The organism is Paenibacillus sp. GQ49 (assembly GCF_059759055.1).
In genome coordinates, this window is the sequence record NZ_JCAXEL010000003.1 from 461,585 (window position 1) to 476,774 (window position 15,190).

13 protein-coding genes are annotated in these 15,190 nt (G+C 47.7%); 8 read left to right on the forward strand and 5 right to left on the reverse strand.

Features of this window, described 5'->3' with window-relative positions; genetic code table 11:
• Window positions 1-52: 52 nt before the first annotated feature.
• A complete protein-coding gene (locus tag AC6CIF_RS09090) occupies window positions 53-1,486 on the reverse strand; it encodes a VanW family protein (protein WP_498199154.1) in 1,434 nt (477 codons plus the stop codon).
• Between the two features lie 254 nt (window positions 1,487-1,740).
• Between AC6CIF_RS09090 and ftsE the strand changes: the two genes are divergently transcribed.
• The 5 genes from ftsE (at window position 1,741) to AC6CIF_RS09115 (ending at window position 7,804) form a co-directional block, all read left to right on the forward strand.
• Window positions 1,741-2,427, forward strand: coding sequence for a cell division ATP-binding protein FtsE (gene ftsE, locus AC6CIF_RS09095; RefSeq protein WP_024631580.1), 687 nt, complete (start codon window positions 1,741-1,743; stop codon window positions 2,425-2,427).
• A complete protein-coding gene (ftsX, locus tag AC6CIF_RS09100; protein ID WP_498199156.1) occupies window positions 2,417-3,334 on the forward strand; it encodes a permease-like cell division protein FtsX in 918 nt (305 codons plus the stop codon). Before ftsE ends, ftsX begins: the two co-directional genes overlap by 11 nt.
• Window positions 3,335-3,521: 187 nt before the next feature.
• Entirely contained in the window at window positions 3,522-4,802 is a 1,281-nt protein-coding gene (locus AC6CIF_RS09105) for a murein hydrolase activator EnvC family protein (protein ID WP_498199158.1), read from the forward strand.
• A gap of 136 nt (window positions 4,803-4,938) precedes the next feature.
• Entirely contained in the window at window positions 4,939-6,411 is a 1,473-nt protein-coding gene (locus AC6CIF_RS09110) for a S41 family peptidase (protein ID WP_498199159.1), read from the forward strand.
• Window positions 6,412-6,475: 64 nt separating this feature from the next.
• Window positions 6,476-7,804 carry a PDZ domain-containing protein gene (locus tag AC6CIF_RS09115; protein WP_498199161.1) on the forward strand — a complete coding sequence of 443 codons (1,329 nt, stop codon included), beginning with the start codon at window positions 6,476-6,478 and terminating at the stop codon, window positions 7,802-7,804.
• 88 nt (window positions 7,805-7,892) lie between these two features.
• Here AC6CIF_RS09115 and AC6CIF_RS09120 read toward each other — a convergent pair whose 3' ends face one another.
• Together AC6CIF_RS09120 and AC6CIF_RS09125 are read right to left on the reverse strand one after the other, a co-directional pair.
• The gene (locus AC6CIF_RS09120; protein WP_336762335.1) at window positions 7,893-8,582 is read right to left on the reverse strand and encodes a response regulator transcription factor; all 690 of its coding nucleotides are present in this window, start codon (window positions 8,580-8,582) and stop codon (window positions 7,893-7,895) included.
• A 20-nt stretch (window positions 8,583-8,602) separates the two neighbouring features.
• Window positions 8,603-9,814: a sensor histidine kinase gene (locus AC6CIF_RS09125; RefSeq protein WP_498199163.1), complete on the reverse strand. Its 1,212-nt coding sequence runs from the start codon at window positions 9,812-9,814 to the stop codon at window positions 8,603-8,605.
• 211 nt (window positions 9,815-10,025) lie between these two features.
• On the opposite strand from AC6CIF_RS09125, the gene AC6CIF_RS09130 reads away from it, so the two are divergent.
• Genes AC6CIF_RS09130 through AC6CIF_RS09140 form a run of 3 tightly spaced genes read left to right on the forward strand, consistent with a single transcriptional unit; the run spans window position 10,026 to window position 13,341 of the window.
• Window positions 10,026-10,961, forward strand: coding sequence for an ABC transporter ATP-binding protein (locus tag AC6CIF_RS09130; protein ID WP_498199165.1), 936 nt, complete (start codon window positions 10,026-10,028; stop codon window positions 10,959-10,961).
• Window positions 10,962-10,973: 12 nt separating this feature from the next.
• Window positions 10,974-12,170, forward strand: coding sequence for an ABC transporter permease (locus AC6CIF_RS09135; protein ID WP_498199167.1), 1,197 nt, complete (start codon window positions 10,974-10,976; stop codon window positions 12,168-12,170).
• Entirely contained in the window at window positions 12,163-13,341 is a 1,179-nt protein-coding gene (locus AC6CIF_RS09140; RefSeq protein ID WP_498199169.1) for an ABC transporter permease, read from the forward strand. The genes AC6CIF_RS09135 and AC6CIF_RS09140 overlap by 8 nt, the downstream gene beginning before the upstream one ends.
• A 100-nt stretch (window positions 13,342-13,441) precedes the next feature.
• Here AC6CIF_RS09140 and AC6CIF_RS09145 read toward each other — a convergent pair whose 3' ends face one another.
• Together AC6CIF_RS09145 and AC6CIF_RS09150 are read right to left on the reverse strand one after the other, a co-directional pair.
• On the reverse strand, window positions 13,442-14,266 hold the full coding sequence (locus tag AC6CIF_RS09145) for a flagellar motor protein MotB (protein WP_498199171.1): 825 nt from the start codon (window positions 14,264-14,266) through the stop codon (window positions 13,442-13,444).
• The gene (locus tag AC6CIF_RS09150) at window positions 14,250-15,047 is read right to left on the reverse strand and encodes a flagellar motor protein (protein ID WP_062837042.1); all 798 of its coding nucleotides are present in this window, start codon (window positions 15,045-15,047) and stop codon (window positions 14,250-14,252) included. Before AC6CIF_RS09150 ends, AC6CIF_RS09145 begins: the two co-directional genes overlap by 17 nt.
• Between the last annotated feature and the right edge of the window lie 143 nt (window positions 15,048-15,190).

The window sequence follows — 15,190 nt, forward strand, 5'->3', positions numbered from 1 at the left end:
TTTGTTTTCGTAGGATCAGCTGATCCTTGAAAGCCTGAATTACGGATTGAGCCTAAGGCTGTTTCGTATCGCTAACCCCGTCCTCGACCACAGAAGGCCCTTGTGGATCAGGCGAGCTGCTATGACCAGAGCGGGCAATCAGACGATTCTGAGCTTTGTACGTATCCCGTGTGATCGTTTTGGATTCGACCACTTTGCCGTCTACACTCTTGGTTCGTACCGTCTCAACAATATATCCAGGCTGTCCGTCTTGCAGCACCTGCTGGGCACCATCAGGCAATACCGTACTGGACACATACTTTACAGGAACACTTAATGTTTCAATGGTACGAGATTCAAGGGCATAGCTGACGTTTTCCGGGAATGTCCCAAAAAATTTCACGACCAAACTCCCGTTTATGACTTTGGCATGAATCAGCAAGGACTTGCCTGTATTGTTTTTGAAGCGAAAATTGATGGCTCCCGAGGCAAAGGTAGCATCCAATCCTTTCGGCAAGTATTTGACGGGCAGGGAGTGATTGCGACGCTCAATAATATCGAGACCCGTCAACAGTGCTGCGTTATACACTGTACTGGATACCTGGCAGATTCCACCCCCAATCCCGGGGGTCAGTCTTCCGTTCACAATGACCGGTGCCTCACGAAACCCATAATCCTTTTCAGCTTTACGGACGACCTTCTCATAATCGAACACGGCATCCGGAGGCAAAATCATGCCGTTAATCGCTTCCGCGGCTGCGCTAACATTATGTATCCGGCCTTCACTGCTATTGCCAAGACCCGTGGAGAACTGGATGATCTTCCGTTCAATGCCTTCTTGGCGAAGAGAGTCAAGGGTTACCTCAGGTTTCAGCGTATACAGTGGTACCTGGATTATCAGCGGAGCTGGTTTCTTATCCGGGTTCAGTGCACTGAAATCCCGGTGCAGCTTCGTCTGAATGAGACTTGTGAGCGTATCCCAATCAATCCGGCGGACACCCTTTTCCGGGATATACTGGACTTGGTCACTTGCGGTAATGCGGCGAACGGCGTTCGCAGGTGTACCGAAGGTTTCTTTTTCCCAGGCAGGGCTGAGATGTTCTTGGAGTGGTTCTAAGTGGTAGGTCATATCCAGAGAGAACTCTTTCGAAAATTGATAACGTGCATATGCGCGTTCCCACAGGTTACCTTCCTCAAGCTGCTGTATTGCGGACTCAAAGCTGTTAACGTTGTAGCTTACTCCCACCTGGGCTGTGGTATGCGTCATGGTCTTGGGGTCAGGTTCAGTCACTTCAAGGGTGACAGGCCAGTCCTCCAGCTTTTGGATCCGTTCATCGATTGCATGCAAAACTTCCTTACGGTTCTTCCCTTCTACCGACCAGCCCCCAACATGGACGTCTTTGGGCAGGGCAGGCTGATTCACGTACATATACAACAATCCATAGGACGCGGAGCCGATCAAGAGGATGGAGAATAGAACAATGACCGTCAGATGTATTTTTTTCATAACCGTACGCTCCTTTATACTTCAGTTGTTCCCGACTTTGTAACACTTTCTATATATATGATCCAATGCAGGAAAACTTTCGGGTACTCAATAGGTAACAAATTTGTTACAATAAACTTCATATGAATCCATGCTTCACCATCAAAACAGGGACGACATGGATTTTTTCCTGATGAAATTCAGGTCTTTTTAAAGGAAATGCCGGGATTGTGTCGAAATGATAATGGCTAACTATGTGAGCAGGAAGTGATGATGTGATAGAAATGCAGGACGTGTGGAAGACCTACGCCAATGGGACCCACGCATTACAAGGGGTGTCGGTGAAGATCGACCGCAATGAATTTGTCTATATCGTCGGTCCGTCCGGCGCAGGCAAATCGACATTTATGAAATTGATGTACAGAGAAGAAGTTCCGACCAAAGGACAAATATCCATTAACGGATTTAATATTGGTAAATTGAAGCCAAGAAAGATTCCTTATGTTCGTCGTAACATCGGCGTTGTGTTCCAGGATTTTCGTCTGCTGCCACGCATGACAGCATTTGAGAATGTGGCATTTGCGATGGAAGTTATTGAAGCGCCGAAGCGTCATATCAAAAAACGGGTGATGGAAGTGCTCGACTTGGTGGGACTGCGGAGTAAGGCAAATCGCGAACCTTCACAGCTCTCGGGTGGAGAACAGCAACGTATTGCCATTGCACGGGCTATCGTCAACAACCCATCGGTTATAATCGCGGACGAGCCTACAGGGAACCTCGATCCGGAGACGTCATGGGGGATTATGCAACTGCTGGATGAGATTAATTTCCGGGGGACAACCATTGTTATGGCGACCCACAACAAAGATATCGTAAACACGATGCGTAAACGGGTAATCGCCATTGAACGTGGACAGATTGTACGGGATCAGATGAGAGGGGAATACGGTTATGAATTTTAGCACTCTCTTGCGTCATCTGCGGGAGGGATTCAAAAACGTATTCCGCAACGGCTGGATGTCTGTAGCCTCCATCATGTCCATTATTGTGTCGCTGCTGATTCTTGGCGTGTTCATGTTGCTGGTGCTCAATGTAAATTCCATGGCGAACCAGGTTGATAGCCAGGTAGAGATCAGCACGTTCCTCGAACTGAATGTGGACGATAACCTGCGTAACACACTGGAGCAAGAAATCAGCGCGATGCCAGAAGTAAGTGAGATCCGTTTTGTTTCCAAGGAAGAAGGACTCAAGGAGTTCCGTGAACGTCTTGGGGAGAGTGCAGATAACGTGCTTAGCGGTTTCGATGTGGATAACAATCCACTGCCGGAGACCATTGAAGTTGAGGTCATTGAACCGGAAACCGTGACTTTTGTGGCGCAAAAAATCGAAGCCTTGAACGAAAAACACCCGGAGAAGCCGATCATGAAAGTGAACTACGGCAAGGAAACGGTGGAAGTATTGTTCAAATTTACGAAACTAGTGCGTAATATCGGATTTATTTTTGTCGGGGGACTGGGTCTGATGTCCATGTTCCTGATCTCGAATACGATTCGCGTAACGATTCTGGCTCGTCGCCGGGAGATCGGCATTATGAAGCTGGTTGGCGCAACCAACACCTTTATTCGTTGGCCTTTCTTTATTGAAGGTGCACTCATTGGATTTATTGGCTCGGTCATTACGGTTGGGGTGCTGTTCGTAGGATACAGCCAGTTGATGGCCACGATTGGTCAGGATGTATTCATGCAGATGCTTAACTTGATTCCGCTCGGCGAAATCTGGTTGCTGTTTGGAACACTGTTGATCGGACTCGGTGTGCTGGTAGGTATTTTGGGAAGTACACTGTCCATTCGGAAATCACTCAACGTTTAATCTTGTTTACATCGATCGAATTGCAGAATATGTCGAAAAGAATGGTAAAGCAGGTTCATTCATGGGCGCTGTTTGACGATATGTAGGAAAGACGGAGTCTTTTAAGATTGAAGAAAGCAAAGAACATGCTGTTCACCACCTGTGCAGGTTGCTTTCTTGTGAAATCATAGGATGGGGGATCATCATTTTGAAAAAAACCGCTTCGCTACTGGCCTTAACGTTATTGGCCGGTATGACGCTTCAACCTTCTGACGGATATGCCAAGAGTAGCATCAACGATATTGACCAGCAGATTCAGCAACTGGAGAACAAGGCAGCTACTGCCAAGCAGGAGCAGAAAAAAGCCGCTTCCAACAAAAAGGAAGCTCAGCATTACAAGAACAAAACCAATGCTTATCTGAAGGTTGTCATGGAACAGATCAATGTCGTTAGTGATGAACTGGCCAGCGTATCCTTGCAGATCGAAAACACGGAGGAAGATCTCCGTACAACCAAGAAAGACCTTCAAGCGGCAGAAGAACGTATTGTTGCAAGGGAGAAACTTTTGGAGTCACGTGTGCGCCTGATGTATACGGACGGTGCTGTATCGTATCTGGATGTATTGTTGTCCTCCACCAGCTTCACTGACTTTCTGACCCGTGCGGATTCACTCAAAACGATCGTGGATCAGGATCAGCATCTGCTGGATGAACATAAAGCGGACAAGCAACTGGTTGTGGACAAAAAGGCAGAACTGGATGTGCAATATGCAGAAGCCAAGAGTCTGTATGCACAGAAGAAACAGCGCAAGTCCCAATTGAATGAAAAAGAAGCGGAAAAGCAAGTGCTTCTCGCTTCATATGATGCTAAAATTGAAGAGTCAGAAGAGCTGACACAAGAGCAGGAAGATGTATTGATGCAGATTGCCAGCAAACGTTCGGCACTTCTTCAAGAGAAAAATAAATTGCGTGAACAACAGGCAGCCGCCGCAGCCAAAGCAAAAGCCGCAGCCGCTGCTCGGGCGAAAGCTGCAGCGAAGACGCCAACCAGAGTCAGCTCGGATAGCAGCAGTGAGGTCACGTATTCATCAGGTAATGGTATTTTCTCAAGACCGGTATCTGGCGGACGCATTTCTTCTCCATTCGGTCCCCGTACCCATCCAATTACGGGTGTAGTGGGTAAAATGCATGCTGGTGTTGATTTCGCTGTTCCAACGGGAAGCTCAGTTTATGCTGCTTCTGGCGGAATTGTAATTATGGCTGAATGGTATAGCGGCTATGGCTATACGGTTATTGTGGACCATGGCGGCGGGTTATGGACGTTATATGGTCACTTGCGCGAAGGTGGATTTAAAGTCAGCAAAGGGGACACCGTGAGCAAGGGTGATACCATTGCTGAGTCAGGAAACACAGGGAACTCTACAGGACCTCACTTGCACTTTGAAGTGCGAGACAATGGTACAGCAGTGAATCCAATGAATTATCTGTAAATTCCTTGTCCCCGGACCGAATGGAAAAAACATATTCCGTACAAGCTAGACATATACTAAGCTGGCATGTTTAGGGAATGGATTCCGGCAACAATGGAATCTGACAGGCTTCAAAACGAAAGGCGGTGACAAACGGATGATGAAGAAAAGATCGGCGCTACTGCTTGTCATTGTGGGTCTCCTTGGCGGTAGTTTGCTAACCCTGGTATTGATGACTTATCCGGGAATAGCGAGCCAGACCACACCGGGCGAAGGTTTGCTGGCCAGTGTAACCGGCAATACGCAGCAGAAGAGCGATTTGAAGAAGATTGAAACCGCGATGGATTTGATCTCAAGCAACTATTATAAAGACGTGGATCAGACCAAATTGATTGACGGTGCGATCAACGGCATGATGGAATCCCTTGGTGATCCGTACTCCAACTATATGGGGCAGGAAACGGCTGCCCAGTTTGAAGAGTCGATCGAAGGTTCATTTACCGGTATTGGCGCAGAGGTATCGTCACAGGATGGAAACGTCGTTGTGGTTTCCCCGATCAAAGGGTCACCTGCCGAGAAAGCGGGTATTCGTGCGAAAGACATGATTATGTCTGTGAACGGAGAATCCCTGCAAGGTTTGGAACTGAACAAGGCGGTTAACAAAATCAGAGGTCCAAAGGGCAGTGAAGCGAAGGTACAAGTTAAACGTGCTGGATCTTCAGAACTGATTGAATTTGTTATTGTACGGGATGACATTGATCTGGAGACCGTATATGCGCACATGGAGGACGGTGGAATAGGCGTTATTGCCATTACCCAATTCTCTCTCAATACAGGCGATCGCTTCAAGGAAGAATTGGCGAAGCTTGAGAAGCAGAACATGAAAGGTCTGGTCATCGATGTACGTAATGACCCAGGCGGTGTACTGCAAGTTGTCATTGATATTGCTGAACAGTTCGTTCCTAAAGGCAAGGTTATTGTGCAAGTTGAAGACAAGAACGGCAAAAAGGAACAAAGTAAATCGAATGGATCAGCCAAAGCTTATCCAATCACAGTCCTGATGAACAAAGGTAGCGCGAGTGCGTCGGAGATTTTGGCCGGAGCATTACAACAGTCAGCAGGCGCTAAGTTGATCGGTGAAAACTCCTTTGGTAAAGGAACCGTGCAGACGAGTTATGACAAGCAAATGGGTGACGGCAGCTTGCTGAAAATTACCATTGCCAAGTGGCTCACACCGAACGGGGACTGGATTCATGAAAAAGGAATCAAACCGGATATTGCGGTAGACCAACCGGATTACTTCTCGGTGGCACCGATTAACAAAGAGAAGTTACCACTTAAATATGACAGCAATAGCACGGATGTGAAAAGTGCGCAGACGATGCTGAGAGGACTCGATTTCAAACCGGATCGTGTGGACGGATACTACGACCAGAAGACAGAAGAAGCGGTCAAGGCATTCCAGAAGCAAAAAGGCATTCAGGCTACAGGCCAGATTGATGAGAAAACCGCTGAATCACTGGAAGCGGCTCTGATTGAACGTATTGCCAATCCTCAATATGATGCACAGCTGAAACGCGCGATCGAAAATGTCTCAAAGGATATTTCGTCCGCAGTGTCGAAGCCATAAAGAAGGCTGATTTTCAGCCTTCTTTTTTTCTGAACTGGCTGAAGGAGAGGGGTGACCGACCACAATGGAATGGGTATGGCCGTGGTTAACTACATTAGGGGAAGCTTTGTTGCAGTTGTTTATTCAGCCGTTTTATTATATTGCGGTGATCCTGATTGCGCTGATCTATCATCGTCAGTTACTGCAGGAGCGTAAATTGTTTCATGTCCGTTTGCAAAGCTCGATCACACAGACGATTCGTGCGGTACTCGGAGGCATACTCATCGGTACCATTGTCTCGATCGTATCCCTATTTCTCGGTGCACATCTTACACTGGGAAGTCTCATATGCATATGGGCTGCAACGTTAGTTCTATCTTTGTTCCGCATCCGGTATCTGTGTTTTGCTTATGCGGCCGGGTTACTGGGTGTGCTGCAATTTGGTTTGAATCTGGCTTCAGGCTGGCAACCATCGGGTTGGCTGGGTAGTATAACGGAAACGCTACGTACCCTGGATATGCCTGCACTGCTTGTTCTGGCGGCCCTTCTACATATGGGTGAAGCCCTGTTGGTACGCATGCAGGGGGTATCGATGGCATCACCGCTTCTCTTCGAGGGAAAACGCGGGAAACTGGTTGGCGGATATCAATTACAACAATTCTGGGCTATTCCTCTACTGATTCTTGTTCCAGTCACAGGAGGTGGCGCAGAGCTGGCATGGAATCCGCTTATGAATGCAGGACATAGTTACATGCTGGTTGCGCTGCCGATCATGCTCGGATTTGGTGAGATAACGCAGAGTATGCTTCCAGGCCAGAAGGTGCAGATCTCGTCAAAACGATTGATGCTATATGGGACAACCTTGCTCGTGTTCAGTTTGCTTGCCGCATGGTGGTCTCCACTCATGGTGGTTGCAGCACTGATTGCATTTGTTGGACATGAATTTCTGGTGTGGTACAGCGCGTTTGAAGAGCAAAATCGCAGTCCGGTATTTGTTCATCCGCAGCACGGGTTGAAAGTATTGGCTGTTATTCCGGAGAGTCCTGCTGCAGATTTGGGGATTGAAGCCGGAGAGACGTTGTACAAGGTGAATGGTAAGTTGGTTCATTCGCCGGAAGAGTTGCATCGTGCTCTGCGGATGAACCCGGCTTTTTGCAAACTTGAGGTGCGAAATCACCAAGGAGAAAGCAAGTTCATGCAACGAGCGATCTATGAAGGGGAGCATCATCAGCTTGGGGTCATTATGGCACCGGACAATCACGAGGTCTGGGCGATTCGTTTACGTCCACTGACGCTGTTCCATGTCATTAATCTCAAGTTGTTTGCCCGTCTGAAAAAACCACAAAGGGACGAAGCTCCATTGGCTTTACCGCCAGCCCCTGTGGCCAGTGATAAAGGGTCCATAGAGATGTAACTAAGCATACGTGAGAAGTTGTTGCATAAATCAAACAATGAAAAAGGTATTTCCGAGCGCCGTCGCAGGCAAGGGAAATACCTTTTTGTTATTTTCTTAACATAAAAATGGCGATTTGGGTCCGATCACGCAAGCTCAGCTTACCGAGAATATCCGTGACATAGTTTTTGACCGTACCTTCACTGAGGAACAGTTTGGCTGCAATTTCTTTATTGGATAGTCCTTCCGATATGGCCTCGGCAACCGCCAGCTCCATACGTGTCAGTCCATAGGGTTCGATTGGACGATGTGTCTGGGAAGTTGGAGAAGGACGAAGAAGGCCTGTGAGCTTGCGAGCAATATCTGGATGAATTAACATATCACCGTTATGTACGGTCTTGATTCCTTGAATGATGCGCTCAGGGGGCACATTTTTGAGTAGATAACCACTTGCGCCATTCTGCAATGCCTGAATAATATACTCATCGTCGTCAAACGTAGTCAGCATCAGCACCTGGATTTCAGGAAAACGTGCCTTTATGCGAAGTGTACCTTCGACTCCGTCACATTCCGGCATCCGGATATCCATTAAGACCACGTCCGCAGGCGTACCTGCCTCAAGCAATGCCAACGCTTCCTGTCCATTTGAGGCTGTGCCTGTAACGCTAATGCCGGAGCCCAGTCCGAGCAGAACTTTAAGGCTCTCGCGAATGAAGTAGTCATCGTCAGCGAGAATCAGCCGAATAAGTGGGGGCTGGGCTGAATCATTCTTTACGTTCACATCATTCTGTTCGGGCATGAGAACATTCACTTCCTTTTTCAGAGTATATGCATTTGGTTGGTTATAGGAATGCGTGTAATCACCGTATATGGATAAGCCGATTGAATCTCCAGAGCTCCTCCCACCATTTGTGTGCGCAGAAGCATACCTTCCTGTCCTATGCCATTTCGCTTGGAAGAATGGGGATTGATTTTGCCATCATTACTTACACTCATACACACTTCCTGATCCCCGAATACCAACTCCACAGTGATCGAAGAAGCATTTCCATGTCGCAGGGCATTGGTCAGGGCTTCTTTAGCATTTTTGTACAAAACAATCTGTATGCTGGGATACAGCACATGAGATGGGCCATGAACTTCATAATTTGTCTTCACGCCGGTGTCTCTGCCCACTTCTTCAAGGAGACGATCCAGTGCGTAGGTAGTAGAAACATAGGAATCCGGTTGCAGTTTGTGCAGGGTGCTGCGCATATCATCCATACTGTCGGCCAATTGATCGCGAATCTGTCTCACCATTTTCGTTCCTTGTTCCCTATTTCGGGGGAGGGTCAGCAGAGCGGCTTCCGACATCATTTTGGTGCGAATCAGTCGATGCCCGATATCGTCATGGAGTTGCCTTGAGATACGGGTGCGTTCCTCCGCCTGAGCCGCTCCTTCAAGTTGCTTTGCGAATAGTAGCAGCTGCGCACGCGCTTCTTGTAGCTCGTAATGTTTGCTGCGAAGCTCATCGTAGACTTGTTCCAGTTGTCCGCGGCTGTTCGCCGTTCTTGATCCCTGCCAGGACAGAGCCGCTATGATGAGCAAAAGCAGGTTGCCAAGAACCATCGCTGTTGTCTCTGCGGAGAATAGAGTAGCGGCGTTTGTATACAGTGTGGTTAACCCTGGCTGCAAGGCTTGTGGGTCAGAATAATGCCAATGCAATGCCACATTGCTTGCCACAAGCTGACTTCCAAACATCAACCACCGCGGACTCCCCTCCAGTCTGTACATATACACGTAGAGCACGGATAGAGAGAGGAATACCATAAATGGTCCATAGCAAGCAATCAGCCAGCAGCTCCAGAGTATTTCGGCCAGAAGCAACAGCCACTGCTGTGTACTTGAACGGTTGAAATCTTTCCACACGGAGAGTCCAAGCGCGATGATGATATACAGGGTGTAGACGGCTTCATTTTCCAAGGGCAGCATCAACATGTACAGTACTGCTGGAACGATAATTAATCCATATTGCAGAAGCCGCATCGGCATATGTAAATGACATCCTTTATATAAAAAGTGGAGTAGAAAATATCTTGGTAATGCGCCCTTGATTATACCATAAGCAGCATTCGAATCAGGAGATGACTTAAGTCACCTTCGATTCATGACCTTTTGTACCTTCGCTACAGATTACGATCCGTTACAATAAAATTATGAAATCCAGCGGCGAAGGCCGAAACGGAAAAGGGGCGTAAAAGGGATGGGCATACTTGAAGTAGATCATGTAGTAAAACGGTACGGCAGCAAGCTGTCCGTGGATCATTTGAACCTTAGTGTTGGCAAAAGCGAGATTTTTGGATTGCTTGGTCCTAATGGAGCAGGAAAAAGTACCACCATCAGCATGATTGCAGGGCTCCTGAATATGGATCAGGGTGAAATCAGATTAGATGGTATATCGGTCAAGGAGCGACCGCTAGAAGTGAAGCGCAAGATTGGACTGGTTCCGCAGGATCTGGCGTTATACGAAACCATGTCTGCTGCGGAGAATGTGACCTTTTTTGCCAGACTGTATGGACTGCGTGGAAAATTGCTTAAGGAAAGAGTGCAGGAGTCCCTTGAATTTGTAGGGTTACAAGATAAAGCAAAGGATGCCCCCTCGACCTTCTCTGGCGGTATGAAACGCAGGTTAAACATCGCATGTGCGATTACACATCGCCCGGATCTAATTATTATGGATGAACCGACAGTGGGCATTGATCCGCAATCTCGGAATCATATCCTTGAATCGGTACGCACACTTAACAAGATGGGTTCAACGATCATATATACAAGTCATTACATGGAGGAAGTCGCTGCGATTAGCCACCGGGTTGCGATTATGGATCAGGGGCGAATCATTGCCTGTGGCACTGAAGCAGAACTGAGAGAACGGGTAGCATCGGAGGAAAAAGTAGTGCTCTCCACTTCCGGTATCGGTCCCGACGTCGTGGAAGAACTGAAACTTCACCCTCGCGTGCGAATGGTAGACGTTTCGGATAATACACTGATCATTACGCTGCCTTCTGCACAGCAGGATCTACAGGATCTGCTCTTTATTTGCAGCAAACATGAAATAACCATTCAGTCACTCAAGGTTGAAGAGCCTGATCTAGAAACATTGTTCCTCAATCTGACCGGGCGTACGCTTCGGGACTAGGGGGAGCAAGAGATGAATATATGGCATATTTGCATCTTTGAGTTAAGACGTATTCTTAAGATTCGATCTGTGGTATTGAACCTGTTCATCCTGCCGTTGTTACTGATTTTTATTTTGGGCACGGCCCTTTCCAGTACAATGGGTACGGCGGAAGATGTCATTCCGGATTCTGTACGTGTAGGGATAATCCATATGAATTCGGAATCAGGCGGAGGATCAGATGCGGTTAGTCAAGCGCTGGATTCATTTGTGAAAGCTCCAGCGGTAGCTGAGATGGTTAAGGTGCAGAACTTTACGACAGAAGAAGAGGCTGTCCATTCGCTGCGCACTGGCAAGCTCGACTTTGCCGTAATGATTCCTTCAGATTTTGAGCAGAACGTGATGATGGGGAAAGAGGCGCGGTTGCAATGGATACGTGGAAAGGACAGCACGCTCAATACCTTGGGCGAAACCTTGTTCACACGTTTTACGGATGAATGGAATCGACAGATGGCGATTACCAAAGTGCTGGGTCCGGAAGTGACTGCTGCCATGACCTCTGGCTTGGAGTCTAATGGAGCGAACTCGACTTCCATTACTGTCATTAATCCCGGAAAGACAGGTACTTCCTACAGCGCCTCCCAATACTATGCAGCTTCGATGCTGGCGATGTTCATGTTGTATTCGGGTATGACAACAAGTACCAGCCTTTTTGGAGAGCGGGATAACCGAACGCTGATCCGCCTTCAGGCTGCGCCGATAGGTAACGGAGTGATCTTTGCCGGGAAAATTGCCGGCAATAGTCTGCTCGCTTTTTTACAGGCAACGACGATCATCCTTATGACATATTGGTTCTACGGCGTAGATTGGGGAACGTATCCTGGGTATATTGTGCTAACTTGTGTTCTCATCACTTTGGCATCTATGACCCTCGGCATTATTGTATCCCTGGTATGCAAAAGCACGGCATCGGCCGGTGCAACCTTACAAGGCATCATTATTGTCATGACATTCATCAGTGGTGGGTTCAGGCCCATTCCGGTTGATTTGGTGCAACGTCTTAGCGAATTTACGGTTAACCACTGGGCGCTCCAGAGCTTTCTGAGAATGATGCTGGATGCACCTGTAGGAGAGATTGTATATAACATTCTAATGTTAGGCGTGGTCTGCGCTGTATTACTGTTCATCTCAGGATTGATCTATAGAAAGGCAGGATATCGATATGAATAGTCTGCACATCGCCTGGTTGATGATCAAACGTACACTTGGCCGCAAAATGGGCTTCATTACGTTTCTGCTTCTGCCTTGCCTGGTGGTTACAGGTGCGGTAGCTCTTTTTGGAAGTGAGCAGAGTACACGCACAGTAATTCCCTATGTCAATGAGGATGTAGGGGTGGCAGGGACATGGATGATTCATGAACTTGCTGGCAAAGAGGAATATTTGCTCAAGCCAATGAACAACGAAGCAGAAGTGAAGGAAGCTATCGCTCAGCAAAAAGGAAGTTCTGGCATCATCATTCCGGCACATTATACGGAGGATCTGTTACAAGATAAGGCAACCGACATTCAACTGGTGGAACTGCGTATAAGCGAAGGTTCTTATACACTGCGAGCAGCAGTTGAAGGTTTGACGAGCGGCCTGCAACAATCTGCTTCAGCTGTTACGGTGGCGGCAGGCCGAGTCTCAAGTGAGATGGACGTACTGGAGAGCACACAGAAGCCGTTAGAACAGCTATTACAGGAGATAGGCAAGCAACAGGTTGCTGGTGAATTTACCGATCTGCAGATCTATCCCAAGCCAGGCCTGAACAATGTGACTGGATTTACGATTATGTTTATGATGGGGCTGCTGACCAGTGCAGTGGCTGTGATAATGGAAGATCGCAGGAAACGTACGATGGCCAGAGTATATACGGCGCCCGTTCGTGCATATGAGATTGCGCTTGGCAATTTCCTGGGCAGCTTTGTCATTGGCCTGATTCAGATTGTGATGATTCTGGGAGTCAGCAGATGGCTGCTGCATTATGATGCTGGTATTCCTTTTGGCATTCATTTCATTATCTTGGCCGCATTCATGCTGGTCTCCATGGGGATTGCAAGTACCGTGGCAGGATTAATCCGTAATCCCAAAAATGCGAATATGCTGAATTCACTTGTTATTATGCCAACCTGCATGATAGGTGGTTGTTTCTGGCCGATCTCGTTGATGCCGGATTATATGCAAAAGCTCGCCAACTTTGTTCCACAGAAATGGGCGATTCAGGCAGTGGAGACGATCTCTGCTGGTGGTACATTGTCGGATATCACATTGCCACTATTGATTTTGTTAGGCATGGCTGCCATTTTGCTGACTGTAGGCTCTGCGATTCTACGCCCTAGCCAGCCAGGAGTAGAGGCATAAGGTAATACGACATAAAAGAAAGCACGCTCTGCTGAATTGAATTCAGTTAGAGCGTGCTTTCTTTGCATAAGGAATGTTGCATTATGTGAGATATGGATGATTAAGGCTGGAGCTGACGCAGGACCGTTATTTCGACCCGACGGTTCTTTTGTCTTCCCGCGGCTGTGGTGTTGTCACCCGTTGGGCGAGTATCCGCATATCCGGCATACTGGAAGCTGTCCGGGTTAAGCTTCTCTGTATCCAGAAAGAATCGCAATACAGACAGTGCACGTTCTCCTGAAAGCTGCCAGTTATCGGTATAGGCGGAGTTAGCTCCCACAGGAACATTATCGGTGTGACCCTCAATGCTGACAACGGTATTCAGATCGCGGAACAGGCTGGCAAGTTTACTGAGCGTTGGCGCTGCACCGTCCTTTAGAGCGGCCTGTCCCTGGTCAAACAGGAAGCGGTCACTAAGTGTAATGGACAGGCCCTGTGGCTTGTCAGCAACAAAAATCTGATTTTCCAGTTTATTATCCTCGATATATTGGGTAATCACATTGAACAGATTTTGCAATTCCTGCTCCTGTGATCTGAACTGTTCTTCCCGTTCTGTGAGGGGTTTGTTGTCATCATCTGGTGTTGCAGTTTCTTCACCTTCTGAAGGGTCTTCACCCTGCACCTCGGATGGCGGAGTCTCTGTAATCGTCTGTCCGGGCTTCTCACCGAGTCCCTCACCAAGCTCAAGGATAGAGTCGGACGCATTGAATGTATTTTGTAACGATTGAGTAACGACGTCATATTTACCTGAATCCAGATTGCTCATGGCATACATGATGACAAAAAAGATCAAAAGCAGAGTTATGAGATCGGCATAAGTAATCATCCAGCGATCCCGATGATCGATAGTTTCACGTTTTCCGCGCCGTTTACTGCGCCGACTCATCCAATCCCTCCTTTGCTAGGGGGCGTATATGCTGACGATGCGTGAGGGTGAAGGACTCCAGTCTTTTGCGTACAAGCTGGGGATTCTCACCGTTCTGAATGGCAAGTACACCTTCGAGAAGCATTTCCATGGTCTGCACTTCATCGGCACCTCTGGATTTGATCTTGGAGGCAATGGGCAAAAAGATAAGATTGGCACTGGCGACCCCGTACAGGGTTGCGGTAAAGGCAACAGCAATGGCAGGTCCGAGTCCGGTGGGATCGGTCAAACTGCCAAGTACCTGAATAAGTCCCATCACGGTTCCGATGATCCCCATGGTTGGGGCGTAACCACCAGCGGATTCGAATATTTTGGCATAGCCCTCATGTTTTTGTTCAATCGAGTCTATCTCCATCTCCAGGATCTGGCGAACCACATCCTGATCGGTACCATCAACAACCATCTGAATACCATCTTGCAAAAATGGATGCGGATGATCCATAACCTTGCGTTCCAATGCAAGTACACCTGAGCGGCGTGCAATTGAAGACATCTCCACCAGTTCTTCGACCCATAAGCCTGATTCATTGTTGTTACGTCCAAAAGCCATACGCAGGGCAGCTGGAATCGTACGAAGGCGATGCGCCGGGAAACTGGCAACTACAGCAGCAATCGTTCCACCGAATACAATTAAAGCAGCCGTTTTTTGCAGGAGACCGGACAATTGGCCGCCTTCCCACAAAAAACCGCTAATGACTGCGGCAATTCCGGCAATAATACCGATAAGTGTCGCAATATCCATAAATTAACCCACTCCTATCTTCATTTCACGTTTGCATCACTAAAACGAACGAGGTATAATTAAACGGGAACAAATATTCCTATTACTATAAGTTTTCCCATATGAAAATTCGGGGAACTTCGACAATATATAGTGACTATTAT